Consider the following 26,544-nt stretch of genomic DNA (forward strand, 5'->3'; position numbering starts at 1 on the left):
CTTAGACCTTCAATTTCGGAAAGCTCAGGACGTATCCGTAGCCCCCGCTGATGGTGACAGTGAAGGAACTTCCGCTGTCGAAAGCGTAGTCGTTCGGGCATCCTGCGGCAATCCCTGGAATGTCAAATTTGAAGTCGGTCAGAACGTTGATCGGGAACGTGGTCACCGCAAGAGGTGTACGCGATATGGGAAATGCGGGAGGCGATATCCAGGTCTCGTAGAGCGAAAGGTCGCTGATAGGCGCGCTGGTTTCACAAAGGACGACGTTGTTGGCGTTCGTGACGATGATGCTCTTCTGGCCAAAGTTGACGACCGACTGCACACCGGAGAGCTTGCCCGAGATTAGGACGCTCGTGATGTTGAGGGCGACTTTTCCGTTGTTGTAGATCCAGAGGTTCAGGGAGTTCCCGGCGGTCGTGTTGGGGAATGAGGAGAACGGCACGACGAACTTCTCGCGGAGCGCGTTTATGTTACTCCCTACGCTGGCGCCGAGCTGGCTCCCGCTGGTTGCCAACTGGCCGTTGACGAACCCGATGGCTGCGACGCCGCCAATCAGAGTTATCGCGATGGTGATGAGGGAGGCGAACAGTTCGGAGAGCGCCCTCCTCTCGGAGGAGTGACCTAGCTTCAATACAGTCTGTTTTTTCTTCTGCCGCCCTTTTATCTATTTAATCGTTATGAGTTGATGTTAGTGTTTAGTGTTCCATCAGAGGGTAAGTTCGCCCCGATATCATGGCAATTTATGCGAAATCTGATTCGAGTTCAGCTTAAAAATCGCAACTCAGCTGCATGATACGTCGATGCAACTCCGGCGGGGCAATAAGAGGCGAGGAGTCGCCGAGCTGCTGTCTGAAGTGATTCTGATAGCAATCACTATGATTTCGGCCGCCGCAGTTTCTGGTTACTTCTACACAAGCCTGAATTCTTACCAGAACGCCGCCCAGGTCAGCGCGCTCGTATCGTCGTGCAACTGGATGACTGGCGTCTGTAGTCTGAGTCTGACAAACACCGGCACGATCGACACCAATGTGATTTCTGGCTCCGGGTGCGCGAGCCTCGACTTCTCGGGGGTCAAGGTGATGGCGAGTTCGTGCGCCGCGACAGGAGGGTCCATCAAGAGCGCGAAGACCACCATGGTAGCGGCGAATTTCGGAGGTCCGCTGAGTCCGATACCTCACGCAGGGCAGAGGTTGACCGGGTCGATCAGCCTGACGAACGGCGCAGTCTTGTACTTCGCCGGCACTTTCTAGGATTGTGGCCGGTCGCCCGGCTTCCGGGGTCGAGGGTCAAAGTTGCCATGGTGAACTTTTGTAGACCCCCAAAATCGTATCATGTGAAGATTTGTCATCCATAATGGTTATTAGGAACTTTTCAGGCCCCTTTTTTCATAAGATGAACATACGCAACAACAGCGACAGAAAAGCCATCTCACCAGTCCTAGCAACAGTCATCCTCATTGCAATCACCCTCGTGGCTGCAGTGGCGATCGCAGGTTTCGTCTTCGGGCTCTTCGGCTCGTTCACGAACACCGCACAAGTCTCAGCGAGCAATGTCTCATGCGATGCCGCATCGGGACGCTGCACAGTGGGGCTTCTGAACACAGGAACATCCAACACATCAACTACAGGCTCTTGCAGTGAAACGTACAGCGGAGCCACTCAGACCTCGAACAACAGCACACAAGCAGTCGTAACGGCGGGTGCCGGAGCGGTATCCTTCACCTGCTCGTTCGCATGGGTGCCCGGAACCTCCGGTTCTCAAGTGACAGGGTCGATTTCCCTAACTAACGGCGGAAACGTCCTGTTCTCGGGATCGTTCTCCTAGACACACAATAGATGGTAATTGGCGCACAGCCTAAACAGGCATGTGCGCACTTTCTTATTTTGAAGGAAAAAGAAGAATGTTCTCACTCCCCCTCTTGACCATCGAACTTCCCCCGAGCCCGAGTTAGGACTTCGAATAGAGTAAAATACGCCTCCCATTCACGCGGACAGACTATTCATGGGAAAAGACGACCTACCAGGTTCTCCTATAGAAATCGACTCGGAGGCGGGCGTGATTCAGGAGAAGCCGCTGGAGTCCAGGGTGATGACGATTAGCGCCCAGGGGTGGGCCAACGTCAAGGTCGAGCTGGACAGCACCTTCATGTCGGGAGCCGCGATCATCATGCAACGCATGGGCTACAGCTATGGCAGGTACATCGCCAGGATTGCCAAGCAGAAGGCCCAGAAGACCAAGAAGGAGGTCAACTCGAAATCGGTCTTTCAGGTAATCCTTGACGCGGCGAAGGCCCATGGGTGGGGACAGTTCAGTCTGAACAGCGGCAACTTCGAGACGGGGGTGGCCTCCATCGTGGTGAAAGACTGCTTCTTCTGCCTGTTTGACAAGAAAGGAACTGTCCCTCGGTGCAACTATCTGGTTGGAGTGGTAGGGGGAGTTGCCGACGAATTGACTGGGTTCTCGCACCGCGTGGGAGAGGGGCGGTGCGCAGCCAAGGACGACGGGCTCTGTGAAGTGAAGGTCGAGCGAGTCACTGCGGCGAGCTAGCGCACTGTTGGCCTTCGAAACCCAAACACGGATTCCTGGTTCATAACCCATTATAACGCCGGAGAGCTCTCGTGCTCTCATGATTCAGGAGCAAAGAGGAGAGGCGCCGGAGCCCCCCGACGCTTTTCCCGAGACCCTGGGCCAGATACAAGGCGAGTATCTGCACCTGAGGGAGCTGATGGAGAAGGAGAGGAAGTACACGCAGAGCCTCGCGGAGCTGATAGGCGCGGTCCAGCAGGAGGTCGACGCCCCGATCCCGCTGAGCAGGGGCGCGTTCGCCAGCGTCCCGATCGACGTGAAGTCGGCGTTCCTACTTCCCGACGCGAACGTCCTCGTCGTCGACTCGTCGGGTGGTAAGGCTTCCAGGCCTCTGAAGGCGATGCCAGTGGAGGTTATCATGGCAGTCGCTCACGAGAGCACGGCCGAGCTCAAGAGGCTCCTTGGAGACCGGCGGAGGGCGCTCGCGAAGAGAGTTCAGATGCTGGAGAAGGTACTGGACGAGCTCGGGAAGATCAAAGAAACGATGAGGCCGGAGACAGCCGCCCGAGCGGAGCCGGAACCCGAAGTGCATCACGATGCAGTGCAAGAGGAAGCCCCGGTGGTCAAGACAGACGCGAAAGAGAAGCAAGTGGCAGGGGCCGACTACAGCTACACCGGGTCCTTCGAGGAGAAGCGGCAGGCGCTAAACGGCAAGCAGTTCCCGTTCACAAACTCGACAACCTAGGACTCCGCGAGGTAGGTATATCTTGGAGCAGGTCGCGTCAGTGACCGCACCCCGTTGAGTTCAGTCAAACAGCGCTGGTCCCGCAGGTACCACGAAGTAAAGGAGAGGGACGAGCGCTGGATCAGTAGCATCGACATCAGGATGATGAACAGGGCCCTCGGAGTCTTGTTCGTCGCGTTCGTCTCCCTCAACTTCGTCGACGTCCTCACGACCCTTGCTGCCATCTCGAACGGGGGGGCCTATGCGGAGATGAACCCGATCGCCGCGGGGTTGTTCAGGCTCGGGTTCGGAGGATTCGTGCTCGCCCTCGGCCTGAAGTACTTCCCAATCGTTCCTCTTGCGTACGGGGTCTTCATCAAAGAGACCGCGGCCCGCTCCGTGCAGGTCCGCACTGTCAAGCTGGCCACGCTCTGCGTCCTCGGGGCTGCGGATGTGTTCTATCTGGCGGTCGCGATAAACAACCTGCTGAACCTGGCGATAGCCCTGGGCTGAACGCGTACACACAGAGGAAAAACCGTTATTAGGGAAGGACAGCCTAAACACGACTGTGATCCCTGAGATCTCTTTCGACACGTCCACCTCCATGCTGAAGTTCCATGCGACGGCCGACTTGAGGAGGTACCTGAAGAGGGCGCTGGAGGCGAACTTGAGAGAGATGGACAAAGTCAGCGACGTCATCGCGCTCGTGATGCGGGATGACAGGATCGACTCCGAGAGCCCGAGCGTCAAGGGCTGGGTCAAGGCCGGCACGGTCTTTGTCAACAAGAGCGACCCCGAGAAAGCGACTCTCGACGTTCTCTTCGCGCTGACCAGGGAGATCAAGCCGAGGATCGCCCAGATACAGGAAGCGTTGAAGGCGACGGAGAAACTGGAGTCCCTGGGCGTCGATGCGGAGGACGCCCTGCTCCTGTACACAAAGTTCGGCATGCCGGAGAGGTTCATCGTGATCAAGACTGATGCGCCCGAAGAACAACAGACTTTCGAGCTCAAAGCAAGCTACATCACGCAGTGATTGGCTCCCATCCGCTCAGTTGTTGCGAGATTGAACGGAAAACTGGCGCAGGCCTTGTTGATTTTTCTACGCGCTTCTCTCAGTTATTAACCGAACACCGAGATGAGTGAGGCGGGCATTGGTAGAGCTCAGGGTCCGATTGGAGAAGATCGAGGCCTCGAAGCTCGTCCCTGAGTCGACGCCCGACCAGGAAGTCGTGTACAAGGTCAACGTGTCTTTGAAGGAGGTCGAGAGGAATCCGGGCGATGTCCGGTTGGCCTTCTCTCTGGACGTGACGGCGCAACCTGCTGTGGCCAGGATCACCATGGTCGGCTCGGTCGAGATCGTAGGAACAAAGCAGGAGACTCAACAGCTCCTAACATCTGAGAACCCTAAGCTGGCCCCACCGATCCTTACGAAGGTGTATGAGAGGACCTATGGAACCCTGTACCTCATCTGCGATGCGCTTGAAGTGCCTCATCCGTTGCCCACCCTGCTGAGGGAGTGAGAGGCTAACCTGCCCTACTATTCCGATTTTACATGAACAAGCCTTAACTACCCCTATGTGCTTTCGTAAGGGTGCGAGCATGGCGACAATCCAGGAACTTTTCGAGGTGATTCCCCAGGGACCGCAGAGCAGGAGGTCCTCCATGGAGATCTTGTGTGACATACTCGAGGTCGTCTCCTCGGGAATGGAGAAGCCTACCCACATCATTTACAAGGCGAACATCAGCTGGAAGGTTCTCAACAACAGCCTGAAGACTCTGTTGTCGAATGGACTGGTATTCAGGTCGAACGAGGGGAAGCGCGACGTGTACAAGCTGACTGACAAGGGCTACGCGGCCCTGGGCTTGTACAAAGACCTCAAGACGAGGCTGGCCCATTCCGAAGGAGTCCTCCCCTCGCACACTTTCCATCACGTCTTCTGAGCAGCGGCAGGAACTCATCGCTTGCGGTAGAGTCCGTCTATCCTGTCCAGCCTGGGCTTTACGAAGGTGTTGACGCTGCTCTGAATGAAAGAAAGAGCCTCGGCCCTAAGGTCGGCTGCCATGGGAGAGGTGGCTGCAGGCCCGATCGCTAGGTCCTCTTCTCTGTCGCAGGCCGCGTGCACTCGGTCGATCGCCATGTAGATCTCCGCGAGGTCCTGGGAGAGCTCCGGCTTGAGCCTGAAGAGCATGCCCTGGTTCCTCAAGTTGTCGTAAGCGGTGGTGTAGAACCTTGGGATGGGGATGGCATAGGGACTTCCCACCTTCTGCTTCTCTGTGTATTCGACGATGGACTTCGAGAGCTGGATGTTGAGCCTCACCTCGCCCATCATCGCCGCCCTTGCGGTCCTGAACCTCCTGGAGCTCGAAGCCGAGAGCCCGGCCCAGAGCAGGAGTCCGAGAATCGCGATGATCGCGAGGTAGGGGACGACGTAAGTGTACAGATAGTTGATGACGAGGGAGATGAGCGAGTCCAGCGAGAGTGCCGCCAACGGACCCAACTCGCAAGAAGCGGTTAAAATGCTAGATGGAGCCGCAATCTACCTGGGGTCGCCTCCGTGTGACTATGTCCACATTGTATCATGAGCCGCGAGTTTCAAACGAAGGTAAAACGTTCATTAAAGGCCCTCCTTCGGCGGGGGCCAAGGCATTGGGTTTCAGCGTCCACAGCGTGGCGCTCTTCGCGAGCTTGCTCGTGGTAGAGCTGGCCCTGGTAGTGAGCGGAAACCTCTTCCTCCTTTCGATTGTCGTGACAGCCTCGGTCTTCGTCATGGGCACAAGGGCGGACTTCGAGACTTTGGCGAAGAAGTACGAGGATGCCGGACATCCGGCCGGTCCTTCAGGCTCCGTGGTGGGAGCCTCTGGAGTGAGCCACAGCTTCGCGTTCGTGGTCTCCTCCACGACGGGAGGTGTCGATGTGGTCTCCGATACGGCTCTTTCGGTGTCGGAAGTGGACGAGACGAAGGTCTTGGGGTTCTTCGCGAAGGTCTACGACGTGAAACCGAGGGCCGCGGTCCTCTGCGTGTCTCCGCGCCTCAATCCTGGAGCTGCCGACCTAGCAAGGCAGTACGGCCTGACTGTCATTGAGAACGACAAGCCGAGGGAGCTGGTCGGGATGCTGGGGAAGACGATCGACAAGATCCTTGGGCTCTAGGCCTGGTTCCGCTGAAAACTGCTTTTTCGGAAAGCGACAACCTTAGTTCTTAAATAACTTGGTCTCTCGCGAATGGTAGTGCCCATGAAAGGGGTGGAAAAGAGGGCTTTTCCTTACCACTACGCGCCCGGGAAGAGGCTCTTCCACATTGTAGCGAGGATGAGTGACGAACCTGGATCCTTCAGCTCGATCTTAGACCTGCTCGCGTCCCAGGTCGACCTGATAGGGACCGAGACCTACGGAGTCGATGAGGGGTCGGCTGTCTTCAGCGGGTTCGCAGAGCCGCTCTCGCCGACCCAGACGCCGTCCGAACTCGAGAAGGTCATCATGGGCTCCAAAGCCGCCCGGGAGGCAATGGTGACCGAGGGAAGCGATGGGATGCTCGTCGACAAGTTCCACACTGGTCTGGAGGTGGGGCCCCAGTCCCTGATGTACTTCCGCAGGGGCGCGATGTCCAAAGTCTTCGACAAGGTCGTCGAGCTCTTCGGGAGCGGCGGAGAGACGCTCCTCTACAACGAGGGAAACGCGATGGGCAGGGACAATGCGGCGGTCATGATCAATCTGATCGGGAAGGAAATGGTCAGAAGGCAATCCGACCAGCTGAGGTTCGTCCTCCAGGCCCAGGGTTGGGGCTCGCTCTCGGTCCCCCAGAGAGACCCCGCAGGGTGGTCGAAGGTCCAGGTGAACGACTGCTTCGAGTGCAGCGAGAGCGGCGGGAAGAGGCACAGCTGCAACTTCCTCCGAGGGTACCTCGAGGGCTCGGGCACGACCGTCTACGACGTCGAGATGCGGTCAGAGGAGACGAAGTGCATTCTCCGCGGTGATCCCGTTTGCGAGTTCGCTCTGGGCCCGAAGCGCTGAGGTTTCGTCCAATGAGCATAGGGGCGAGGAGCTCATGGGGGTACGATCTTCGTGACTGACCCTAGGCTGAAGGAGAGGCGCGCGGAGGTCTTTCCGTACCACTATGAGCCAAAGAAGCGGCTGGTACACATCGTCGTCAGGATATCGAACGAGCCCGGGTCGCTGGGAGCGATACTGGACCTGCTTGCCCACAAGGTCGACCTGGTGGGAACGAGCACGTACCTGACCCCGGAGGGAAGCGCGGTCTTCAGCGGGTTCGCGGCCGTGCTCGACAAGGGCGAGAGCGTAGAGAAGTTGAGAGAGATGCTGATGTCGTCTTCCAGGGCAATCGACGCGTATGTCGCGGAGGGAAGCGAGGGGATGCTTGTCGACAGCTTCCACACTGGAATCCGGATCGCGGACCAGGCTTACATGCGGTTCAGGCGCGAGGGCCTCTCAAAAGTCTTCGACAGGGTGGTCGAACTGTTCGGGACCGGCGGGGACACTCTGATTCACAGCGAGGGCGTGACGCTGGGGAAGGACAACGCGAAGGGAATCATCAAGCTGGTGGGGGCGGACATGGCGGTCAAGAAGACAGAGGACCTCAGGCTGGTTCTCAGGGCGATGGGCTGGGGTCACATCACCGTACCGGAGCTGGACGAAGATGTCAGAGGGGTGGTGCAGGTGGCAGACTGCTTCGAGTGCTGCTCGGGCTCAAAGGTCAGGGGCGGGTGCCACTTCTTCCGCGGTTACCTGGAGGGCTATGCCTCGACTCTCTACGGCCTCGACCTCACTTCCGAGGAGACGAGATGTACCTTGAGGGACGAACAAGTCTGCGAGTTCGTCATAAAACCGAGAGAGCCTTAGGCACCGGAAAATCAGGGAGGAGGGGGTTCGAACCCCCTCTGAATCTTCTATGATAGGTCTGATGTGAGGTTGGCGACGACTGGAGTGCCCCAGCCCGTCGTCTTGTCGTATCCTGCCCCAGCACTGAAGCCAGGTAGGACGCCGCCGAGCATGTTGTTGCCCAGCAGGATGTCATGGAAGTCGTTTGTCTTCTGCCCAGCGGTCAGCCCGTAGAGGGTCGGGTTCGCGAACCCGATGGACCCGAGCGATGCGATCGCCCTTGCCTGGTTCACTAACGCGAAGATGGCCGCCCACTGTGGGGAGCCTGCGCTGGTCCCGCCGACCACGAAGTAGCCCGCTGCGCTGAGGAAGGAGGCCTTGACCAGGACTCCGCCGTCGATTGCCGCATTGTACGCGACGTCTGGGGTCGTCCTGCTAGTGAGGCCTAGTCCGGACTGGTAGCCCGGCACTGAAGTGAAGAGTATGCTTGGAGCTCCGCCCGTGGCTGCCCCGAAGGAGATCTCGTTCCAGACCTGCTCACCGCCGTAGCCGACTGGTGTGCAGTTGGGAAGGGCCAACCTCGGGTTGGTGCATGGGCCGAGGTAGGTCGAGAGGCCTGAGGTGCAGGTCATGTTCGCCGCGCAAGGCGATAGGGTGCCAGTGGCGTTGTATGGATTGCCCATTGTGCCGCCCACGCCCGTGACGTATGGGTCGGAGGCTGGGAATAGGGCGTTGGTGAAGCCGAAGCCGTTGGAGCCGCCGCTGTCGCCCGCCGATGCAAGGACAGTGTCGTTCGCCGCCGCGGCTGCGATGTAGTTGAGGTGGGCCTGCATCACCTGTGCGTTGTTGTTGTGGACGTAGGGCTCCGGGATGCCGAAGCTCTGGGATATGATTGACCCTGGGTAGAGGGCGATCGCTGCCGCCTCGGCGTCATTGATGGCGTTGCCAGAAGAGGAAGAAGCGACGACCAGTACGATGTCGGCCTGAGGTGCCATGGCGTGGGCCCACTCGACGTCGAGCGAGGTCTCTACGCCCCAGCCGATGACGTCGTGCTTATAGTCACCTGGCGTAAATGCAGGACATCCGCCGTTTCCGCAGAAGACTGTGAACGACGGAGGTGCGGGAAGCCCGAAGTACGCGTCGAAGGTCGCCAGGTCGGCGGCTATCGTGGGACTTCCGTACGCATCTACGATGAGGATGGTCTGGCCGGACCCGTTGAGGCTAGAGGGGAAGTCGTAGGCCTTGCTGATGAAACTGGGAGAGTAGCAGACTATCTTGCCTCCGCCGGAGCCGCAGAGCGGTATTCCCTGAGGCGAGGTGCCGTCGGGGGTCGCTGCGGTCCACGTGACAAGGGGTTTGTAGTAGAAGGTGGAGCTTGATGAGCTCCCTGCCGCGAAGGCGAAGGGGCTCAGGAAGAGGGTGAAAGCGAAGATGAAACTTGCGATTGCAGATACTTTCTTCAAGTGTTTTTCGTCGACGGAACGAATCCAATTTCCTATATAAGAAAAGTGGAGCCTGTCTACTCAAAGCGGGCGCCGCGAATCGTGTCCAATGTTGCGCATCGGTTTAAATGCCGGCGCCATCGGGTCCGGAACAAGTTGTCTCAGACTGCAATTCAGCGACCCCTGATCCCGAGGCAGCCGGAGGTCAACATCGGGAGCGCGGGCCACGTGGACCACGGGAAGACAAGCACGCTGCAGAGCATCACAGGGGTTTGGGCGAGCGCCCACAGTGAGGAGCTGAAGAGAGGGATCACGATCAAGGTGGGATACGCGGACGCCGCATTCTACAAGTGCGCGCACACTCCAGCGCCAGCAGCGTACTCGACGAGCCCAAAGTGCCCGGTCTGCGGGAAGGACACCAAGCTCCTGAGGGCGGTCAGCTTCGTGGACTGCCCGGGGCACGAGAGCCTCATGACCAACATGCTCGCCGGGGCCTTCCTCATGGACGGGGCTTTGCTGCTGATAGCGGCCAACGAGCCGGTCCCCAGGCCCCAGACGAGGGAGCACCTCCAAGCCCTACAGATGCTGGGGATGAACAAGATAGTCATCGCCCAGAACAAGGTCGACCTAGTCACCGACCAGGAGGCGAAGAAGAATTACCAGCAGATAGAGAAGTTTGTGGAGGGGACGGTCGCGGAGAAGGCGCCCATAGTGCCGATATCAGCGCAGCAGAGGCTCAACATCGACGCGCTCATCGAGGCCCTGGAGGAGGTCATACCCACCCCGAAGAGAGAGGCGAGGGCCGACTCGCTGATGTATGTCGTCAGGAGCTTTGATGTGAACAGGCCGGGGGCGGACGTCTCGGGGCTTTCTGGAGGCGTCCTCGGCGGGAGCCTCACCAGAGGAGAGCTGGAAGTGGGAGATGAAGTAGAACTGAAGCCGGGGATGGTAGACGAGAGGAGCGGCAAGTTCGTTCCCGTGGTCACCAAGGTCTCCGGGCTGCAGACGGGCGCTGGGACCACGGAGAAGGTCGGCCCTGGAGGACTCGTGGCGGTCGGGACATACCTGGACCCCACGTTCACGAAGGGAGACCAGATGGTAGGGAGCGTCATAGGAAAGCCCGGGACCCTGCCGCCTACATGGGAACACGTTACACTGGACCTGGACCTGCTCGAGACGGCGGTCGGGTCCGCCGAGCTTGTCAAGGTGGAGAAGGTCAAGCCAGGAGAGGTCCTCAGGCTCAATCTGGGGACAGCCTCCGCTCAGGCCTCTGTGACCTCCGCGAGGAGCGATGTAATAGAGCTGGACCTCAAGAAGCCGGTCGCGGTCGAGGCCGGGATGAGAGCTGCGATCAGCAGGCGCATCGCGGAGAGGTGGCGCCTGATCGGCTCGGGCGTCCTGAAGTAGCGAATGCCGAAGGTCATCTTCGACAGCAGCTTCCTGATGGCAGTCATGGAGCGCCCCACGACATGGTACGAGGACCTTGGCACCATCTTGGGCAAGGTCGAACCGGTCATGCTCGACTGCGTCAGGGAGGAACTCCTCAAGATCTCCAACGGCGAAGGAAAGAGAGCAAGGTTCGCCTCGCTTGCCCTGGAAGTCTCACGTGGCTTCGCTCCCTTGCCCTGTGGGGGCGCGGAGGTCGACGACGAGATAGTCTCAGCCGCCCTCTCCCACGGGGCGGCGGTGGCGACCGTGGATGGGACCTTGATTCAGTCTCTGAGAAGCGCCAAAGTCAAGGTCATGAGCCTTGGCGGAGGCAGAGTCATCGAAAGGTCCTGACCGCGTGCCACTGTCGGAGACGTCGAAGGCACGCGTAAATAGCCCCAAGCGATACCTTCTGAAAGTTGTTAGGAAGGAGAACATTCGGGAACAGCCTGCCCGGACTGCTCTTGCTGACACTCCTCTTCGTCTCGGTGCTGGGCGTCTCCCCCGTGAGAGCAGTTGCGATCTCTCCACCTTGCGGGGCTACGCTCACAGGCTCCAACACCCTCGGTTCTGATGTCGGGCCGTGTTTCGGGAACGGTCTGATCATAGGCGGGAGCGGGACGACCTTGAACTGCGCGGGCCACACCATTTCGGGGGCAGGCTCGGGAGCTGGCGTCTGGATCGCGGACGTCGACCACGTCATGGTGAAGAATTGCGTCGTCACCGGGTTCTACACAGGGTACTATCTCTTCGATGTGTCCGCGAGTTCGCTGACCAAGGACAACGCGACCCGGAACGCCCAGGTGGGCTTTTCCACCTACTCTTCCCTTCAGAACGTCTTCAAGAGGACCGCTGCGACCAACAACGGAGGAGAAGGTTATTTGCTGTCCGGGTCCTCGAACGGCAACCAGCTGACGCAGAACTACGCCATCAACAACACTTGGTGGGGATTCTACTTCCAGACCTCTCACGGCAACGTGTTGAAGTCGAACTACGCGGTAGGCAACGGCCTTGACGGATTCATCTTCGACAACGCCCCGGAGATCGTAAAGAGCAACACGGCGATTGCAAACGGTGCGAGCGGGTTCCTGTTCTACAACGGAGGCGACAACTCCTTCCTCTCGGGGAACAGGGCCTTCAACAACTCAGAGGCCGGCTTCAAGGTCGTCGGCTCGGGCAACGTCACGCTGAGGAACAACTGGGCGAGCGGCAGCGCTGTGGGATACCGCCTCCAGAACTCTCCTGCGGCGACTCTGGCCAGGAACTCGGCGTCGAACAACACCAACGAGGGATACTGGCTCGACTCCGGCTCGGGCGGAGCGACGTTGGTGAAGAACACAGCGAGGACGACAGCTGGCTACGGCTTTGCAATCGGGAGTAGCTCGAACACTCTGGACTGGAACGTGGCAGAGAGGAACGGAGCAGCTGGGTTCTACCTCTATGGAACCGCAGTCAACAACACCCTCGAGAGGAACCTTGCAAGGTGGAACCTGGGCGACGGGTACTGGGTGGAGGGATCCTCGAATTCCTTCAGGATGAACATCGGCAGCGCCAACGGGGGCGCAGGGTTCTACCTCTTCAACGCAAGCTCCAACTATTTCTTCAGGAACACGGCGAACACCAACGCCGGCGCGGGGAACGTCACGGGGTGGGGATACTTCCTCGTCGGTTCTAGTGGGAACACACTCATCAAGAACACGGCTTACAACGACGGGTATGGGTTCTGGCTGGACCCCAACTCCCTGGGCAACAACGTCACGAGGAACAGCGTCAAGAGCTCGGGCCAGCTCCAGCTGAGGGGATTCTACGACCTCTCCACGGGCGCTGCGACCCTGGGCACGGCGAACTTCTATTCGATGAATGTCTGCAACAACGGCAAGCAGGCGACTTGGACCCCGAGCCTGCCGGACGTCTCTTCACCGTTCTAACAAGCTTAGTAGCCACCGAAATCTCGGGGCTGAGAGGATGATCATCGGCCCGCTTGCGTTCGACGCCGACAGCGAGAAAGAAAGGATAGCCTCGTTCGTTCGTCGAATCGTGCGCGGGGCCGCGGCGAAGGGAGTGGTCTTGGGTCTGAGCGGAGGGGTGGACTCGGCCGTAGCAGGGGCAATAGCGGTCGAAGCCTTGGGGAAGAAACGAGTCACCGGGCTCCTCATGCCCTCGGCGAGCACGCCGAAGGCGGACGTGGAAGACGCGAGGAAGCTGGCCAGGGGCTGGGGGATAAGATCCCACGAGATCCCAATTGGAGGGATTGTCGCCGCTCTGGAGGGGGCGTCAGACTTTGAAGGAACCAAACTCGCCAAGGCGAACCTGCAGGCGAGGGCCAGGATGACTGTCCTCTACTACTACTCGAACTCGAAAAACCTGCTCGTCTTGGGGACCGGAGACCGCTCTGAGGTGGAGTCGGGGTTTTTTACAAAGTGGGGTGACGGAGGCGTAGACCTCCTCCCGATCGCCCATCTCTACAAGACTCAAGTCAGGGCCCTCGGGAAGTCTATGGGCCTCCCGAAGAGGGTGGTCGAAAAGCCCGCGTCCCCTCAGCTGTGGACGGGACACAAGGCGGAGGACGAACTGCCGGCGCCCTACGAAAAGCTGGACCTCGTACTGTACTGCCTCTTTGATGAAGACTTGTCAAAGTCGAGAGTAGCCAAGAAGGCCGAGGTCCCCGTAGCCGTGGTGGAGGAAGCGCTTCGGATGAACAAGAGGTCCGAGCACAAGAGGCGGATGCCACCCTCCCTCTCCCCGGCCCAGAATTTTCGTCTCATCTCTACCAAAGATTAATATCTCCTACTCGAAGCGAGGTGCCGAATCCTGAGCATTCATGTTTGAGCTAGTCAACCTAGAGGATGTTGTGCGCGTTCCGCCCGACAAGTTCGGCTCGCCTCTCGAGAAGGTCGCCCTGGAGCTCCTGAAACTGAAGTACGAGAGCACAATCAACCCGGACCACGGATACCTGATCCTGGTGACCAAGGTCGAGGTCGACAAGGTCGGGAAGATCATAGCAGGAGACGGGGCAACCTACCACAGGGTCAGGTTCGAGGTCCTCAGCTTCTTCCCGCTGAAGCAGGAGCTCGTAGAAGGCGAGATTGTAGAGGTGACCGACTTCGGGGCCTTCGTCAGGATCGGCCCGGCTGACGCCCTCCTTCACCTGAGCCAGATCATGGACGACTATCTGACGAGCGACGTGAAGTCTGGCATCATCACCGCCTCCCAGAGCAAGAAGACCCTCAGGGTCGGGAGCAAGGTCAGGGTGAGGATCACGGCGGTGAGCCTGGGGCACGGGATCTCGATGGGGAAGATCGGAGTGACGTGCAGGCAGCCGTTCCTGGGCGCCCTGGAGTGGATCGACGAAGAGATCGTAAAGGCGGCAAAGGCGCGCAAGGTCGAGGAAAGGGCGAAGTAGGGCTTGAAGGAGCTGGCCTGCCGCAAGTGCAGGATGCTGACCAACGAGAAGGCCTGCCCCAACGACGGTTCCACGGAGCTGAGTAACGAGTGGTCCGGCCTCATCATAATCATCAACGCCGAGAAGTCCCAGGTCGCGAAGACCCTGGGCATAGCGAAGGCCGGCAGGTACGCCCTCAAGGTCAGCTGACCTCTTGCCGAAGGTCTACAAGCTCCCCAAGAGCCTCAGGTCGTCGCTCGCGAAGCCCCTGGGCCGACTCTTTGAGGCCGACGAGCTGACTGGGACCGCCTTCAAGAGAGCCGTGGAAGAGCCGGCGATGGTCATCACCGTGGGCGACAGGGTGACCGAGACCGTCTGGGGGATGGGCCGGGCGCCCGACCTCCAGGTCGTGGACTCGAAGGAGAACAGGGTAAACAGGGAGCCCCCGGAAGTCCCCTTCGCCAGGCAGGTCAATGTGAAGAACCCGGCCGGCTCGCTGTCGCAGGAGGCCATCGAGGGAGTCAGAGATGCCCTAGGAGGGAAGAAGCCCGCTCGCCTGTTTGTGGACGGGGAGGAGGACCTGCTCGCGATCCCAGTCATCGCGCTTGCGCCGGTCTCTGCGGTCGTGTTCTACGGCCAGCCGGGAGAGGGGATAGTCGCGGTGAGGGCAGACTCACTGTCGAAGTCGAGGAACAGGCGGATCCTGTCCGAGATGGGCGTCTCAGACCTTCGCTGAGCTGCTCGTCTCTCCGTCGGAGGGAAGTCGCCCCTCGGAGAGCGGGAGGCGTGCCCGTAGCTCTTTCATTATGAGCCAAGTTCCATCGCCGAAGATTGCCCTGAGCTTCTCCTCAAAAGAAGGGAGCTCAGGGGTCCCAGTGTAGAAGAGGACGCTTGCCATGCCTCCCCTTCCGAAGAGGTGCTCCAGAGCCGCCCGTGCTGCGGGCGCAAAAGCGTCCTTCTGGTCAGATTCTTGCCTTTTAGCGGCCAAGCCTCGCGCTCATCACTCTTGGCTCCCCTTCGGATTCCAGACCGAGTAGAACTCGAAGAAGCCGTAGAGGAGCAGGAAGACGAATCCGGCGTAGAACAGGAAGTCGACGGTGTCGAGCAAGGGGTCGCTTCCCGCCAGCCTGGCGATCTGACCCACCTGTCCTGCGGCGTAAAACAGGGGCGCCAACGCGATATCCCGCCATGGCTTCGCCATCAGGCCCCCGCTGAACTTCGCCCTCACCTGAAGCGCGAAGAATGAGGCACCCAGGGCCAAGACCACCAAGAGTATGTCCAAGAGCGCCGCGAAGGCGTCGAACACGGGGACGCATGGCTCATGCTTTTTCATAAGCTTTGGGGCCTTGCCGAAGGAGGAAGTCTGAGCTGAGGCCCTCGCAGTAACTGGACACCGTCTGGTCGAGCAAGTTAATATCCCCGAACAAAGCGGGGCGACCAAGGTGCAGGCACAGAAGAAATGGGACTCCAAGGTGCTCGACAGGTCGTACGTAGAGATGCCCATGGAGGGGAAGGCCGGAAGTGTCTCAAGAAAGGAGGCGATCGAGGCGCTCGCAAAGGAGATGGGCGTCCCCGCCGAGAACGTCGCTCTGGTGCGGATGGACGGGCAGTCGGGGACTACCGACGTGGTGGCGAAGTTCTACGTCTACGGTTCTGCTGATTCGAAGAAGAAGCTGCATCGCGGTTACCTTGACGAGAGGATGCTGACCAAGGAAGAACGAGAGAAGCTCAAGCAGGAGAGGAAGAAGGCGGCGGCCCCCGCCCCTGAGGCGAAGAAGTAGTGTCGAAGCAGCAGCCGGCTCCTCCGCCCGCGCCAGCGCCCGCCCCCGCGGCGGCCCCGGAAGCCCCCGTAGAGGAGAAGAAGCCTGAGAAGAAGGTCAAGCCGAAGGCGCCCAAGAGGAGGATCCAGGTCTACAAGCTCTACAAGGTCGACGGGGAGAACCTGTCGCGCCTGAGGAAGGAGTGCCCTAGGTGCGGCCGCGGCTACTTCATGGCACAGCACGAGAGCAGGCACACGTGCGGGCACTGCGGGTACACGACTTACTCGACCAAGGCATAGGCATAGGCGCCCATCGTCTCCCTGAGCATCTTCGCCATCCCGGGCGTCAGAAAGGGCTGGAAGGGCCTGTAGTACTTCGAGCTCATCGCCTTGGCCACGCTGGGTCTGTCGCCCCCCTTGACGTAGGCCTGGAGGAAGGACTCGGCGACCTTCCTCATCGCATCCTCCTTGACCGAGAGCTTGGAGGTGTAGTACAAGAACTCGGCAAGGTCCCAGGCCTTGTCGCCTGAGGGCTGGGCCTGCTCCAGGTCGGTGAGGTAGAGGCCCTTCTCGGACACGACCACGTTGCTCGCCTTCGCGTCACCAATCGCGAGCCCCTTCTCATGGGCGGACGCAAGGAGGGCCCCGTACGCAGAGACGTGGGCGAGCCCGTCCTCCTTTCCTTTGAAGACCGAGTCGATGACGGAGGCGAGGGTAGGGCCGGATACGAACTCCTTGACCAGTACTCGCTCTTCCGGTGCGACCGCCAGCACCGATGGAACGGAGAGGCCCGCGGCCTTGAGCCTGAGGGACATCCCATACTCCCTGTCCAGCCTCGCCATCGGAGCCATGCTGAACCGTTGCGTCGCGGAGGCCCAGATCCCGAGGAGGGCCCACTTCAAGGACCTCACGTCCGTGTAGGTCTTGACCACGACCGAAGCCTCGCGCCCCGAGTCCCTGAAGGTAAGGACCCGCGTGGTCGAGTAGGGCTCTCCGATGAACCTCTCCTTGGTAGAGTACCTGTCAAAGCCCAGGAGGCCCGCGAGCTGCTTCTCGAGGAGCGACGCGTCAGGGATGACCTTGCCCTCTTCAAGTCGGAGGAGAGACCGGGGACGCTCCAGCTCGAGCAGGGGCGGCGGATTCTCGCGCATTCTCTTGAGTTTGGACTGGGCCTCCCTCCTGAAGACTCCGAGCCCGACCCGACCTGCGTAACCGTGAATGGCGTATTGCGTCACGCCCCGCGTAGTGCCCGTGAAGATCGACTGCGCCTTCGTGAAGGCATCTCCACGGAGCTTCTCCGGGACAACCCGCACGCCGTCGGGCCCGACTTTCAGGAAAGCCCTCCCACTCAAAGAGGCCGCGGCCCCAGCGAAGCCGGCCATCGACTGGGCCCTGTTCTCGCTCCCGAGAGGGCAGGTGTAGGTCTGCACGTAGCTGTAGGTAGCGGGCGGGTAGAGGGCTGCCCGCCTGCTCAGCTTGTAGAAGAGGAAGTAGTCATAGGGGACGAGGAGGTGACGGGAGAAGTCGCCGTAGTCGGATGAGAGCTCCAGCAGGGCCTCCATCAGCACCCGCTTCTTGTACTCCAGCTCGACCGCCCTGAAGAGCTGTTCGTTGGAGATCGGCTCGTAGGCGTTGAGGAACCTTCCGGCCACGAACTCTCCCATGTAGGAGGTGCGTGCGTCCTCCCAGAGCAGCTCCTCGTCGACGATGAGCGCTGAAACGGGGACGGGGGAGTCCACGTACTTGTACCTGACACCCTCGCGGAACCTCTTGCAGACTAGTATCAGGTCGTAGTCGGAGTCTCCTCGCGCGTAGCCGGCGACCTTCGAGCCGTAGGCGCAGATGCCCGAGATCGAGGACTTGCCGACCAGGGCAGTGCCCAGCTTCGAGAGGGTCTCGCGCTCTTCTTCGGAGAGCCTCAATTCTTCATCTTCTCTTCGATGAGCGCAACCCTTGCCAGGACGGCGGGGTCGAAGCGGGCGCCGGACACGGACTCCATCGAGAGCCTGACGACGTTCTCCTCGGGGCCTACCCAGCGCAGGGGGAGGTTCTTCGAGATCCACATGTCGCCCGCCTTCTTGTTGAGGCTCTTGTCGTAGAGCCCGTCTTTGAACTTCCTGGTGACGAGGCCGACGAGGGCCTTTTCGGTGAAGACGAGCTTAGCCGGGACCGTCCGCTCGGAGTCGGCGAAGGAAGCCTCGTAGAGTGTCGTGGCGCGCGCGTCGCTGACCACGTTGGACCTGCTAAGCTTGCGGACGAGGTCCACATAGTGAGTGAACTCGTGCGCCGCCACGGCGTCGATCGTGCCCTTCGTCCCGAAGGCGACCAGCGCGGCGGCGAACTGGACCAGTATCGTGAGACCCCCCATGCCGGTGGTGGGAATGACCCTCGCGAACATGACTCCCATCTGGCCGTACTCGGCGCCGCCCTTCGAGACTGGCAGAGTCGGCTCGATGTAGTACGGAGGATACTTGATGCCGCTCGCTTTCTCCACCCTCGCGACCGCGGAGGCGACCAGCTTGAGCCTCAGGCGGACCTTCTTCGCCATCGGCTGAGGGACCTTCCCCTGGGCCACGGCCTGGTCGAAGAGGATCAGAGGGTCCAACTGGGCGCGACGGCCCCCAGATGCTTATGAGTCTTAGTCCGTCACTCTTTGATCTTGAAGGTCACGGGCGGAATCCGCTGGGAGACCTCCATGAATATCTCCGCGTGCATGACCCCTGGGATCTTTCCTATCACGTCGTAGACGGCCCGGTGGAGTTCGTCCAGGGACTGCCCCTTCAGGTTGGCGATAATGTCGAAACGCCCCGTCACCTCGCGGATGAGCCTGACCCCCTCGGTCTTCTCGATGTCCTTGAGGATGTTGTCCCTCTGCTTGGGGTCGATGTTTAGCCCCGCAAGGGCCCCGGCCCTCATACCGAGGGTGTCCTCGTTGACTATCACTGTGAACTTCTCTATGATCCCCCTGTTCCTTAGCCGCTTGATCCTGCTGTACATCACCGAAAGGTTGACCCCCATCTGCTTGCTCAGTCGGGGGACCGAGATCGAGGCGTCCGCGTACAGGGCTGAGAGAATCTTCATGTCCAAATCGTCGAGGCGGGCCATGTTTTTGACTTGGCTGTAGGGTTTCTTGGATATATTTCTACTTTCTTGAAGGAGTTCGAGGAATTGAGGTAGAGGGAACCGCTCTACGCGGTCTTGGCCGCTTGCTCGGTCCGCATCGCGTTGACCTGATAGACTTCCTCGGTCACCGTGTTTCCCCTCACCAGGCGCCTCTTCTTCGAGCCGCCCTCCTTTGATTTGTACCCCACGCCTGCGCTCATGAGGACGTAGTTCTTCCCGCCTCCGAGGACGTCGGAGCGCATCGGGAAGCCGGCCTTGTCGCTGCCGCCGGTGATCTTGATCATCCCGGTCAGACCCAGGAGGGTCGCGTCCACGACCTCCCCTATCTTGCGCCCCATGAGAGGCTGGGCGGTCGCGTCCTTGAGCTCTGCGACTTCAGACTTGCCCGTCTTCGGGTCGGAGAGCACCAGCTTGAACGAAGCCATTCCGGGCCCTCCGAATCCCGACCGGATATAAGCACTACCCGCCGCGACCGACTCGGGGGCGCCTAGAACCCGAACATCGGGTCCGAGGGGGACTTTATCCTCATGATCTCGTCCAGGGCCTCGCGCTCGTCCTCCGTGAGCGAACCCAGGAGCTTGGTCCTCAGGAGTCGGGCTTCGTGGCTCCGCGGGAGGGTGAAGATGGTGTCGTTCTCCTTGACCTGCCTTCCGAGGGTCGGCCCGTCGACGGAGATTGCTACCTTGTCCCCCATCTTCGCCTCGAGGATGCTCTTCCCCGAGTCCTGAATCTGTTCGACGGTCCCAAGCTCGACGCCCTCGGCCGACATCAGCTTGACCTTGGGCCTGAGGCGCCCGGCGAGGATTTCCACCCCGAAGACGGCAGGGTCGTTGCGCCTGAAGAACGATCCAGGGAGGGCCTTCAGCTTGCACGGGCGGGTCAGGTTTGAGAGGGCCGCGCGCTCGTCCGTCTCCTTCTTCGCCACCGACCAGTTGACGTAGTTGTCGATGACCTCGTAGATGATGCCCGAGACGAAGATCGGGACAGCGCCCACGAACTCCTTCGCTTCGGGGAGGACCTTGGCGTCGAACCCGAGGATCGCCCCGAGGTACGGGTCGTGGTCGCCGACGACCTGGGCGTCCACGATGTCGTTCTTCGAGATGTCCCCGATGTCTGCCTGCCTGACGGGGACGCCCCTCTCCTCCAGCATCCTCAGGACCGCCTCGAGGCCGCCCACGCTGCCCGCCTTCACTATGACCCCCATGTTGTCGGTCCTGACCACGATGTTCGAGAGCTCCTTCTCCATCTCCGACCTCAGGGCCTTGAACTGGCCGTCGGTCTTGAACGAGGCGACGGTGGTCCCGGCGACGACGCCTGCGAGGTCGACGCAGACCAGCTTGACCCCGGCCGCCGCGGTGACGGAGTCGACCTGGGTGAACCTGTCCCTCGGGTCGCGCATCTCGTCGAGGGGCTTGGGCATGAAGAGGCCCTTCACCTTCGACTTGAAGGCGCCGTCCTTCCTGACGAGTGCGATCGAGTCCCCTACTTTGAGCCTCCCCTCGGTGAGGATCACGTTCGCGGTCTCGCCGATTCCCACCTCCTCCTGCATCTCGAGTATGATCCCCCGGGCGCCCCTCGACTCCTCGGCCAGCTGGAGCTTTCCCTTCAGGAACTGCTGGGAGAGGCCGATGAGGACCGCGAGGAGTTCTGGGATTCCCAGCTTGCTGCGCGCGGAGATGGGGACGATCGTGACCTGCTGCTTGAAGTCCTTGACCCTGTAGTAGGCGTCTGACTGGAAGCCCAGCCTCGAAAGGCCCCCGACGACGTTGTAGAGCCTCTCCTCCAGCTCGTCGTTCCAGGAGGGTGGCTGCTCCTTGAAGACTGGGAGGAGCGCGCCCTGGCTCCCCTTCTTCCACCCCACTATCATGTCGACCTTGTTCAGAGCCACGAGGAAGGGCACTTTCCGCTGCTTGAGGATGTCGATGCTCTCGAGGGTCTGGTTCTCGAGGCCCTTGAGGACGTCCACTACCACGATGGCAAAGTCCGCGGCCGAGCCCCCGCGGAGGCGCAGGTTGGAGAAGACGGCGTGCCCGGGCGTGTCAATCATCAGGAGCCCGGGGATCTCCAGCTCCCCCCCCGCAAGGTCGAGGAGGGGCCCGCAGATCTGCTTGAGCGTCTCCAGGGGGAAGAAGGACGCGCCTATCTCCTGAGTAATCCCGCCCACTTCGCGCGCCTGGACGGCTGTGCCCCTAAGTCCGTCAAGCAAAGTCGTTTTCCCGGCGTCAACGTGACCCAGGACGACTACTACGGGCTGCCGCAGGTGCTGCTTCGAATCTGGCATGTAGGGCCAGGCCTCTTAGAATTGCGTCCTCACCCGGCTGTCCCGAAGAAAGCGGCCTGCTCCTTGGAGAAGCTCTCTGCGGAGTCTGAGGCGTGGATGACGTTGTCGGTCAGGCCAAGGCCCAGGTCCCCACGGACCGTCCCGGCTGCAGCCTCCCAGCTCTTGGTCGCACCGACCATGCGCCTCACAGTCGCGACCGCGTCCCGCCCCGAGAGGACGGCCCCCACGACAGGACCGGAGGAGATGAAGCTGACGAGCTCGCCGAAGAAGGGCTTGTCCTTGTGGACGCCGTAGAAGTTCTCCGCCTGAGACTTTGACATGGTCGTCATGTGAAGGCGCTTGATCAAGAAACCCTTGGCCTCGAACCTACCCAAGACTTCGCCGACCAATCCCCGCCTGACTGCGTCCGGCTTTACTACCACGAGTGTGTCTTCAGACCCAGAGCTCACTGGCCCTTCTGCCTCCTCGCCCACTTCAGTTTGCGAGAGTCCCTGCCAAGCTTGATGTCGTTGACCTTGCACTTGGAGGAGCAGTAGGAGCGGGTGGAGCCGTCGTTCTTCACGAAAAGGATGCCGGAGCCGAGACGGACCTCTTTGCCGCAGAAAGCGCATCTCTTTGGAACGTACAATTCAAACAACCTACCCCGTGTTTCTTTTCAACCCCTTTGGGCGTTCATATAAAAACTGTGAGAGGCCTAAGCGCCCAGACGAGTCTCACAATTTCGTCGTGCAGGGGCGTTAAGAATTCTCCTCTCTTCAGTCAACGATTGGTAATAGAGCTAGATTCTACACTATACGACAAGCCTGCTGGGGTCCTCGTCGACACCAAGCTCGCAAGATTCGCAGGCCTGGCCTACGGAGATGGCTATCCGCAGTGGGGCGAAATCAGGGTCGTCACTTCGAACCAAGAATTCAAGGACTCGCTGGTCGACCTTGTGAAGCGAATTGCTCTGGAGAACAGGATTGGCTGGCGAGCGTACACGAGACCTCGAAACATATCTGACAACCCCCAACATACGGTTGCTCTGGATTCTACGCTCATAAGGCGAGCCTTCTTCGATGACATGATGCAGCCAAGGTATGACTCGATGCATTCTGTTGCGATGGAAGAGGATCTGGCGCCACACTTCCAGTCCGGAATCAGCGATGCCGAAGGAAGCCTACTTCCGCCTGTCCCAATCGAGTCACCCCACGGTAGGATTTTCGCGATGGTCAACTCGGACAGGCGGCTCCTGGGCATATCCAGACTCTCCTTGGTTTCCCAGATCAGGCTAGAGCCCAGTTCGGTGAGGACTCGACTGAGCAGCCACAGAGGACGCAAGCATGAAACTCACGGCGTGACCATCGTTACGAGGAAGAACTCCTACTTGATTGAGATCCTCTCTGGAGGGAAGAAGAAATGGCTCGAAAGGGTCGGCACTTTGTTGAAGCATCCGCAGAAGTCAAGGGTCGCCGCGGATCTTCTGAGGACGTATGATCAAGGAGCAGGTAGATAGCTAGTATTGAGACTTCGCGGAGACACCAAAACTGAAAATCAGCTTTTTGTCGTCTCTTGGGAGCCTTCCGGTCCTTGAAAGTCAGGATGAGGCCTATTCTAGCCTTAGATTAGCGAAATAAGCTCATTTCAGCTTCCGAGCTTCGCGTTCAGTTTCTCTTAAAACTAGCACGTCCGCGAGCCGAATGGGTCCTTTTACGTTCCTAGTGAGAATCCGGCCCTTCTCCTTCCCTTCCAGAATCTTGACCCTGACCTGAGTAATCTCCCCAGCGACCCCCGTCCTTCCGACGATCTGGACGACCTCAGCCGGGGTTAGGCTCTCGACTTCTTTCTTGCTGCTCATGCGGCCTTGTTCAGCCTCGCCAGCTCCTGGGTCACCTGCTCGAGGATCTGGGCTCCTTCGCCAGCTTCGATGACCGCTGCTGAGGCGGTCGAGACGTCAATCCCGATGGCTGGGCCTATCTGGTCCTTGGAGGGAACGAACACGTAGGGAATCTTGCGCTCTTCGCAGAGTATCGGAAGGTGGGCAACGACCTCGGGCGGCGTGACGTCCTCGGCGATGACTACCAGCTTAGCGAGCCCGCGCTCGATTGCCTTCGTGGCCTCGTTTGTCCCTCTCCGAACCTTTCCGGAACGAGATGCCTGTCGAAGGACCTCGTAGGCTGCCTCAGAGACTTCCTTAGGGGTGTCGACCTTGATGTAGTACGGCTTGGGGGTCATCTTGCATATCTCCCAAAAGTCGGGGTCTTTGGGGCGTAGATAAACCTTGACCGGGTCTGATGGCGGTTGGGCCTCTGTGAGCTGGATTCCCTAGCCGCTGAGGACCAAGACCCCGGGCGAGTCGACCCTGGCGAACCCGATGCGGGGGAGCTGCACCACTTCACCGACCTTGAGGCTGGAGTAGGCTTCCTCCGCGAAGCCTCCAAGTACCTTGAGGCTCTCCTTGTCGAAGTTTCCAGCGTCGTCGAATAGGGCGCCGGGCGAAAGAGCCCTGACCTCCTCGTGGTCGGGCGTCACCCATTGGAACTTCCTGGTGCCGTCGATGAGCTCGTCGCCTGCGTAATCCCCTGTGGCTTTCGCTCCCGAAGATTTCAGCTTGACGTTGTAGAGGTCCATGAGCCTGAAGAGAGTCCCCTCCTTGATGGCCGCGAGGTCGGGCTTGGCGACGAAGAAGACCCCACGAGTGGGTATAGTCCTGGACCCGAGGTCGTTCTGCGGGTGGAAAGAGATGTTGGCGTCGCGCTCGGGAGCCCCTTGGACGGTGAGCTCCACCGGGTCTGGGACGAAGAAGATTCTCTTCGAGACTGGGTCGAGGAGTTTCCTGTTGAGGGACAGCAGGATGCTCCAGTCGTACTCGTGCTCGGACTTCGTGTACCCGACGAGCAGCGTGAACTGCCTGATCGCCTCGGGGATGATACCCCTCCTCTTGACCCCCTCCACGGTGGGCATGCGGGGGTCGTCCCAGCCCGTGACGAGTTTCTGCTCGACCAGGGGGCGGAGGAGGCGCTTCGACACGGGCGTCCCCTTGAAGTTGAACCTCGAGAACTGTATGACCTCCGGCGTCCTGAGTCCGAGGGCCTCCCTGAGGAGCTGCTGCAGCTCTGTCCTGAACTCCGAGCTCCTGAGGATGTGAGTGATCCCGCAGACTTCATCCTCCACTGCGTTGGCGAGGTCGTAGGTGGGCCACAGGGAGTACTTTGTCCCCGTCAGAGGGTGAGGATGGTCGATGGTCCTGAAGAGGTTGGTGTCCCTGAGGGAGAAGTTGAGGCTCTGCATGTCGCCCTTGAAGCGGATCACGTACTCTCCCTCTTTGTGCTTCTTGGCGAGGAGCTCGTCCCAGGTTCTCAGGCTCGCTTCGGGGGGAGTCTCGCGGTGCTCGCATGCCTTGCCCTCGAAGCGTAGCTGCTTGACTCTCTCGGGCGGACAGGAGCAGGCATAGGCGTGCCCTGATTCGATTAGCTTCTTGCCGTGCGAGTAGACGATCTCGAGGTCGTCGGAGACGTTCTTCTCGTGGTCCCACTCGATTCCGAGCCACTTCGCGCCCGACCTGAAGCTGTCGTAGTAGAGAGGCTGGACCTTCCGGGGGTTGGTGTCCTCGAAGCGGAGCCAGAGCTGTCCGCCGTACATCTCCTTGTAGAGGAAATTAATGGTGAAAGCCATGGCGTGCCCGATCGTCATGAACCCGGATGGCTCGGGGGGGAGGCGGAAGGCGGTCTTCCCCTTGACCGCGTTGGGGAGGGGGTCGAGGCCCGACCTGGTCTCCCTCTGGGCAGGCTTGTCCGCTTCCGGGTACTTCCGTGCGAGGAGCTCGGCCTGCTGGGCCGAGGACATCGAGTTGACCTGCTGCACCGAGGCCTGGGCGGCCTTCGCCACTGCCCCAGAGTTGGACCTCAGGTCTGGGAACTCTGCGAGGACGCGCCCGATGACGGCTCCCACCTCGGCCTTGCCGGCGTGCTTGGTTGCGTTGAGGAGGGCCCCCTTCTCGAGGGCCGCGAGGACTTCTTCCCGCAGCTCGGACTGGCCCTTTACCATTCCCGATCGACCGCGAACCTCGCGAAGGAGCCGAGGAGGGCGGCCGCCTCCCTGTCCGCCGACCAGTCGACCGTCCCTAGCGACGCCGTCGCCTCCTTCATCAGCTCTGTGGCGCGCTTCCTGGCGTAGCCTACGGCGTCGTGGCTCTCGATCAGCTGCAGAACATAGGAGACCTCCTCGGGGGTCTTGTCAGCCCTCTCCTTGTTCATGATCTCGGTCAGCCGAGCCCTCTCTGACGGGGAGGCGACCTTGAGGAGGTGCAGGAGTATGAGGGTCCGCTTCCCCTCGAGGAGGTCGTCGGAGGTCGCCTTGCCATACTTCTTCTGGTCGCCGACTATGTTCAGCGCGTCGTCCTGGATCTGGAAGGCGACCCCGAGCTTGATCCCAAAGTCCTCCAGCGCCTCAAGGGCCTCGGGGCCCGCGCCTGCGACTATCGCGCCGAGCCTGCAAGGAGAGGCGACGGTGTACCACGAGGTCTTTTTCCTGCACATCTGGAAGTAGTCGGCCTCGGTCAGGTCCCAGCGGCGGTTCCTCACCCAGCCCAGCTCCATGTGCTGTCCCTCTGTCGTCTCGTTGACCATCCTCGCGAACTCCTCCATGACCCTGAGAGTCGTCTCCATCCCGACCCTGTCCTTGTTGAGGAGGAGGGCCCCCCACATGCGTGCGTGGAGTGCGTCCCCGGCGTTTATTGCTAGGGCGTCGCCGAACTTGCGGTGGAGGGAGGGCTCGCCCCTGCGGAGTTCGGAGCCGTCCTCGATGTCGTCGTGTATGAGTATCCAGTGCTGGAAGAGCTCGATGCAGGCAGCTGTGAGGAGTGCGGAGTCCTCGGTCCCACCCGCGGCGCGGCAGGTCGTCACGCAGAGGAAGGGGCGCATCCCCTTGGCCGGCCGGGCAGGGTAGTCGCGCATCATTCCGTAGAGGAGGTCCACCTCCTTGACCGGGCTCGACTTTGGAAGAAGGTCGGTGAGGATGAGCTGGTCCACCCGCCCCTTCACTCGCTTCATCTCTGATTGGAG

At 60.3% G+C, this 26,544-nt stretch carries 37 protein-coding genes; 21 read left to right on the forward strand and 16 right to left on the reverse strand.

Annotated elements, in window-relative coordinates; all coding sequences use genetic code 11:
* Position 1: 1 nt before the first annotated feature.
* Positions 2–631, reverse strand: coding sequence for a hypothetical protein (locus HY247_03090; protein ID QQG49310.1), 630 nt, complete (start codon positions 629–631; stop codon positions 2–4).
* A gap of 169 nt (positions 632–800) precedes the next feature.
* Between HY247_03090 and HY247_03095 the strand changes: the two genes are divergently transcribed.
* The 8 genes from HY247_03095 (at position 801) to HY247_03130 (ending at position 5,191) form a co-directional block, all read left to right on the forward strand.
* Positions 801–1,250 (forward strand): hypothetical protein, encoded by a 450-nt coding sequence (locus HY247_03095; GenBank protein QQG49311.1) that lies wholly within the window; start codon positions 801–803, stop codon positions 1,248–1,250.
* A gap of 142 nt (positions 1,251–1,392) precedes the next feature.
* Positions 1,393–1,824, forward strand: coding sequence for a type IV pilin N-terminal domain-containing protein (locus tag HY247_03100; protein QQG49312.1), 432 nt, complete (start codon positions 1,393–1,395; stop codon positions 1,822–1,824).
* Positions 1,825–2,001: 177 nt separating this feature from the next.
* Positions 2,002–2,547, forward strand: coding sequence for a hypothetical protein (locus HY247_03105; protein ID QQG49313.1), 546 nt, complete (start codon positions 2,002–2,004; stop codon positions 2,545–2,547).
* A gap of 79 nt (positions 2,548–2,626) precedes the next feature.
* Positions 2,627–3,271, forward strand: a complete 645-nt coding sequence (locus HY247_03110) for a hypothetical protein (protein ID QQG49314.1) — start codon at positions 2,627–2,629, stop codon at positions 3,269–3,271.
* A 54-nt stretch (positions 3,272–3,325) separates the two neighbouring features.
* Positions 3,326–3,763 carry a hypothetical protein gene (locus HY247_03115; GenBank protein QQG49315.1) on the forward strand — a complete coding sequence of 146 codons (438 nt, stop codon included), beginning with the start codon at positions 3,326–3,328 and terminating at the stop codon, positions 3,761–3,763.
* Positions 3,764–3,818: 55 nt separating this feature from the next.
* The gene (locus HY247_03120) at positions 3,819–4,283 is read left to right on the forward strand and encodes a hypothetical protein (protein ID QQG49316.1); all 465 of its coding nucleotides are present in this window, start codon (positions 3,819–3,821) and stop codon (positions 4,281–4,283) included.
* 118 nt (positions 4,284–4,401) lie between these two features.
* Positions 4,402–4,770, forward strand: a complete 369-nt coding sequence (locus HY247_03125) for a hypothetical protein (GenBank protein QQG49317.1) — start codon at positions 4,402–4,404, stop codon at positions 4,768–4,770.
* Between the two features lie 79 nt (positions 4,771–4,849).
* Positions 4,850–5,191, forward strand: coding sequence for a hypothetical protein (locus tag HY247_03130; GenBank protein QQG49318.1), 342 nt, complete (start codon positions 4,850–4,852; stop codon positions 5,189–5,191).
* A gap of 14 nt (positions 5,192–5,205) precedes the next feature.
* On the opposite strand, the gene HY247_03135 is transcribed toward HY247_03130, so the two are convergent.
* Positions 5,206–5,739, reverse strand: coding sequence for a hypothetical protein (locus HY247_03135; GenBank protein ID QQG49319.1), 534 nt, complete (start codon positions 5,737–5,739; stop codon positions 5,206–5,208).
* 158 nt (positions 5,740–5,897) lie between these two features.
* Here HY247_03135 and HY247_03140 point away from each other — a divergent pair, with 158 nt between their 5' ends.
* The 3 genes from HY247_03140 to HY247_03150 all read left to right on the forward strand — a co-directional run bounded on the left by HY247_03140 (position 5,898) and on the right by HY247_03150 (position 8,108).
* On the forward strand, positions 5,898–6,401 hold the full coding sequence (locus HY247_03140; GenBank protein QQG49320.1) for a hypothetical protein: 504 nt from the start codon (positions 5,898–5,900) through the stop codon (positions 6,399–6,401).
* A gap of 78 nt (positions 6,402–6,479) precedes the next feature.
* Positions 6,480–7,262 carry a 4-vinyl reductase gene (locus HY247_03145; protein ID QQG49321.1) on the forward strand — a complete coding sequence of 261 codons (783 nt, stop codon included), beginning with the start codon at positions 6,480–6,482 and terminating at the stop codon, positions 7,260–7,262.
* 51 nt (positions 7,263–7,313) lie between these two features.
* A complete protein-coding gene (locus tag HY247_03150) occupies positions 7,314–8,108 on the forward strand; it encodes a hypothetical protein (GenBank protein ID QQG49322.1) in 795 nt (264 codons plus the stop codon).
* Between the two features lie 47 nt (positions 8,109–8,155).
* On the opposite strand, the gene HY247_03155 is transcribed toward HY247_03150, so the two are convergent.
* Positions 8,156–9,550 (reverse strand): S53 family peptidase, encoded by a 1,395-nt coding sequence (locus HY247_03155; GenBank protein ID QQG49323.1) that lies wholly within the window; start codon positions 9,548–9,550, stop codon positions 8,156–8,158.
* Between the two features lie 150 nt (positions 9,551–9,700).
* On the opposite strand from HY247_03155, the gene HY247_03160 reads away from it, so the two are divergent.
* From HY247_03160 to HY247_03190, 7 genes are all read left to right on the forward strand, one after another.
* Positions 9,701–10,936, forward strand: a complete 1,236-nt coding sequence (locus HY247_03160) for a translation initiation factor IF-2 subunit gamma (GenBank protein QQG49534.1) — start codon at positions 9,701–9,703, stop codon at positions 10,934–10,936.
* 3 nt (positions 10,937–10,939) lie between these two features.
* Positions 10,940–11,311 (forward strand): hypothetical protein, encoded by a 372-nt coding sequence (locus tag HY247_03165; GenBank protein QQG49324.1) that lies wholly within the window; start codon positions 10,940–10,942, stop codon positions 11,309–11,311.
* A 65-nt stretch (positions 11,312–11,376) separates the two neighbouring features.
* On the forward strand, positions 11,377–12,885 hold the full coding sequence (locus HY247_03170) for a right-handed parallel beta-helix repeat-containing protein (GenBank protein ID QQG49325.1): 1,509 nt from the start codon (positions 11,377–11,379) through the stop codon (positions 12,883–12,885).
* A 37-nt stretch (positions 12,886–12,922) separates the two neighbouring features.
* Positions 12,923–13,738 carry an NAD+ synthase gene (locus HY247_03175; protein QQG49326.1) on the forward strand — a complete coding sequence of 272 codons (816 nt, stop codon included), beginning with the start codon at positions 12,923–12,925 and terminating at the stop codon, positions 13,736–13,738.
* A 40-nt stretch (positions 13,739–13,778) separates the two neighbouring features.
* A complete protein-coding gene (locus HY247_03180) occupies positions 13,779–14,360 on the forward strand; it encodes a DNA-directed RNA polymerase (protein QQG49327.1) in 582 nt (193 codons plus the stop codon).
* A 3-nt stretch (positions 14,361–14,363) separates the two neighbouring features.
* Positions 14,364–14,549 (forward strand): DNA-directed RNA polymerase, subunit E'', encoded by a 186-nt coding sequence (locus HY247_03185; GenBank protein ID QQG49328.1) that lies wholly within the window; start codon positions 14,364–14,366, stop codon positions 14,547–14,549.
* Between the two features lie 4 nt (positions 14,550–14,553).
* The gene (locus tag HY247_03190) at positions 14,554–15,075 is read left to right on the forward strand and encodes a DUF359 domain-containing protein (GenBank protein QQG49329.1); all 522 of its coding nucleotides are present in this window, start codon (positions 14,554–14,556) and stop codon (positions 15,073–15,075) included.
* Here the strand turns inward: HY247_03190 and HY247_03195 are convergent.
* Positions 15,061–15,327 (reverse strand): hypothetical protein, encoded by a 267-nt coding sequence (locus HY247_03195; GenBank protein ID QQG49330.1) that lies wholly within the window; start codon positions 15,325–15,327, stop codon positions 15,061–15,063. The genes HY247_03190 and HY247_03195 overlap by 15 nt on opposite strands.
* Before the next feature lie 12 nt (positions 15,328–15,339).
* A complete protein-coding gene (locus tag HY247_03200; GenBank protein QQG49331.1) occupies positions 15,340–15,672 on the reverse strand; it encodes a hypothetical protein in 333 nt (110 codons plus the stop codon).
* A 109-nt stretch (positions 15,673–15,781) separates the two neighbouring features.
* Between HY247_03200 and HY247_03205 the strand changes: the two genes are divergently transcribed.
* Positions 15,782–16,120, forward strand: coding sequence for a hypothetical protein (locus HY247_03205; protein QQG49332.1), 339 nt, complete (start codon positions 15,782–15,784; stop codon positions 16,118–16,120).
* Between the two features lie 122 nt (positions 16,121–16,242).
* Entirely contained in the window at positions 16,243–16,398 is a 156-nt protein-coding gene (locus HY247_03210) for a 30S ribosomal protein S27ae (GenBank protein ID QQG49535.1), read from the forward strand.
* Here the strand turns inward: HY247_03210 and HY247_03215 are convergent.
* The 7 genes from HY247_03215 to HY247_03245 all read right to left on the reverse strand — a co-directional run bounded on the left by HY247_03215 (position 16,380) and on the right by HY247_03245 (position 22,130).
* Entirely contained in the window at positions 16,380–18,020 is a 1,641-nt protein-coding gene (locus HY247_03215; GenBank protein QQG49333.1) for a hypothetical protein, read from the reverse strand. The two genes, HY247_03210 and HY247_03215, sit on opposite strands and share 19 nt — an antisense overlap.
* On the reverse strand, positions 18,017–18,703 hold the full coding sequence (locus tag HY247_03220) for a hypothetical protein (GenBank protein ID QQG49334.1): 687 nt from the start codon (positions 18,701–18,703) through the stop codon (positions 18,017–18,019). The genes HY247_03215 and HY247_03220 overlap by 4 nt, the downstream gene beginning before the upstream one ends.
* 41 nt (positions 18,704–18,744) lie before the next feature.
* A complete protein-coding gene (locus HY247_03225; GenBank protein ID QQG49335.1) occupies positions 18,745–19,203 on the reverse strand; it encodes an Lrp/AsnC family transcriptional regulator in 459 nt (152 codons plus the stop codon).
* Between the two features lie 83 nt (positions 19,204–19,286).
* Positions 19,287–19,646, reverse strand: coding sequence for a 30S ribosomal protein S6e (locus HY247_03230; GenBank protein ID QQG49336.1), 360 nt, complete (start codon positions 19,644–19,646; stop codon positions 19,287–19,289).
* 62 nt (positions 19,647–19,708) lie between these two features.
* A complete protein-coding gene (gene infB, locus HY247_03235) occupies positions 19,709–21,502 on the reverse strand; it encodes a translation initiation factor IF-2 (protein QQG49337.1) in 1,794 nt (597 codons plus the stop codon).
* A 29-nt stretch (positions 21,503–21,531) separates the two neighbouring features.
* On the reverse strand, positions 21,532–21,951 hold the full coding sequence (ndk, locus tag HY247_03240; GenBank protein QQG49338.1) for a nucleoside-diphosphate kinase: 420 nt from the start codon (positions 21,949–21,951) through the stop codon (positions 21,532–21,534).
* Positions 21,948–22,130 (reverse strand): 50S ribosomal protein L24, encoded by a 183-nt coding sequence (locus tag HY247_03245; protein QQG49339.1) that lies wholly within the window; start codon positions 22,128–22,130, stop codon positions 21,948–21,950. The genes ndk and HY247_03245 overlap by 4 nt, the downstream gene beginning before the upstream one ends.
* Positions 22,131–22,268: 138 nt before the next feature.
* Between HY247_03245 and HY247_03250 the strand changes: the two genes are divergently transcribed.
* Positions 22,269–22,997 carry a hypothetical protein gene (locus HY247_03250; protein ID QQG49340.1) on the forward strand — a complete coding sequence of 243 codons (729 nt, stop codon included), beginning with the start codon at positions 22,269–22,271 and terminating at the stop codon, positions 22,995–22,997.
* A 123-nt stretch (positions 22,998–23,120) separates the two neighbouring features.
* Here HY247_03250 and HY247_03255 read toward each other — a convergent pair whose 3' ends face one another.
* The 4 genes from HY247_03255 to HY247_03270 all read right to left on the reverse strand — a co-directional run bounded on the left by HY247_03255 (position 23,121) and on the right by HY247_03270 (position 26,523).
* The gene (locus HY247_03255; protein ID QQG49341.1) at positions 23,121–23,339 is read right to left on the reverse strand and encodes a 30S ribosomal protein S28e; all 219 of its coding nucleotides are present in this window, start codon (positions 23,337–23,339) and stop codon (positions 23,121–23,123) included.
* On the reverse strand, positions 23,336–23,716 hold the full coding sequence (locus HY247_03260) for a 50S ribosomal protein L7ae (GenBank protein QQG49342.1): 381 nt from the start codon (positions 23,714–23,716) through the stop codon (positions 23,336–23,338). Before HY247_03260 ends, HY247_03255 begins: the two co-directional genes overlap by 4 nt.
* A 90-nt stretch (positions 23,717–23,806) precedes the next feature.
* Positions 23,807–25,528 (reverse strand): glutamate--tRNA ligase, encoded by a 1,722-nt coding sequence (gene gltX / locus HY247_03265; protein QQG49343.1) that lies wholly within the window; start codon positions 25,526–25,528, stop codon positions 23,807–23,809.
* The gene (locus tag HY247_03270; GenBank protein QQG49536.1) at positions 25,522–26,523 is read right to left on the reverse strand and encodes a polyprenyl synthetase family protein; all 1,002 of its coding nucleotides are present in this window, start codon (positions 26,521–26,523) and stop codon (positions 25,522–25,524) included. Before HY247_03270 ends, gltX begins: the two co-directional genes overlap by 7 nt.
* Between the last annotated feature and the right edge of the window lie 21 nt (positions 26,524–26,544).

The organism is archaeon, from assembly GCA_016432545.1.
GTDB lineage: Archaea > Thermoproteota > Nitrososphaeria > Nitrososphaerales > Gagatemarchaeaceae > UBA183.

Excerpts from the sequence above, each read along its gene's own strand:
- HY247_03095 (QQG49311.1), top strand. The coding sequence starts at position 801 with ATGCAACTCCGGCGGGGCAATAAGAGGCGAGGAGTCGCCGAGCTGCTG.
- HY247_03100 (QQG49312.1), top strand. The coding sequence starts at position 1,393 with ATGAACATACGCAACAACAGCGACAGAAAAGCCATCTCACCAGTCCTA.
- HY247_03105 (QQG49313.1), top strand. The coding sequence starts at position 2,002 with ATGGGAAAAGACGACCTACCAGGTTCTCCTATAGAAATCGACTCGGAG.
- HY247_03110 (QQG49314.1), top strand. The coding sequence starts at position 2,627 with ATGATTCAGGAGCAAAGAGGAGAGGCGCCGGAGCCCCCCGACGCTTTT.
- HY247_03130 (QQG49318.1), top strand. The coding sequence starts at position 4,850 with ATGGCGACAATCCAGGAACTTTTCGAGGTGATTCCCCAGGGACCGCAG.
- HY247_03165 (QQG49324.1), top strand. The coding sequence starts at position 10,940 with ATGCCGAAGGTCATCTTCGACAGCAGCTTCCTGATGGCAGTCATGGAG.
- HY247_03175 (QQG49326.1), top strand. The coding sequence starts at position 12,923 with ATGATCATCGGCCCGCTTGCGTTCGACGCCGACAGCGAGAAAGAAAGG.
- HY247_03180 (QQG49327.1), top strand. The coding sequence starts at position 13,779 with ATGTTTGAGCTAGTCAACCTAGAGGATGTTGTGCGCGTTCCGCCCGAC.
- HY247_03200 (QQG49331.1), bottom strand. The coding sequence starts at position 15,672 with ATGAAAAAGCATGAGCCATGCGTCCCCGTGTTCGACGCCTTCGCGGCG.
- HY247_03225 (QQG49335.1), bottom strand. The coding sequence starts at position 19,203 with ATGGCCCGCCTCGACGATTTGGACATGAAGATTCTCTCAGCCCTGTAC.
- HY247_03230 (QQG49336.1), bottom strand. The coding sequence starts at position 19,646 with ATGGCTTCGTTCAAGCTGGTGCTCTCCGACCCGAAGACGGGCAAGTCT.
- infB (QQG49337.1), bottom strand. The coding sequence starts at position 21,502 with ATGCCAGATTCGAAGCAGCACCTGCGGCAGCCCGTAGTAGTCGTCCTG.
- HY247_03255 (QQG49341.1), bottom strand. The coding sequence starts at position 23,339 with ATGAGCAGCAAGAAAGAAGTCGAGAGCCTAACCCCGGCTGAGGTCGTC.
- HY247_03260 (QQG49342.1), bottom strand. The coding sequence starts at position 23,716 with ATGACCCCCAAGCCGTACTACATCAAGGTCGACACCCCTAAGGAAGTC.
- gltX (QQG49343.1), bottom strand. The coding sequence starts at position 25,528 with ATGGTAAAGGGCCAGTCCGAGCTGCGGGAAGAAGTCCTCGCGGCCCTC.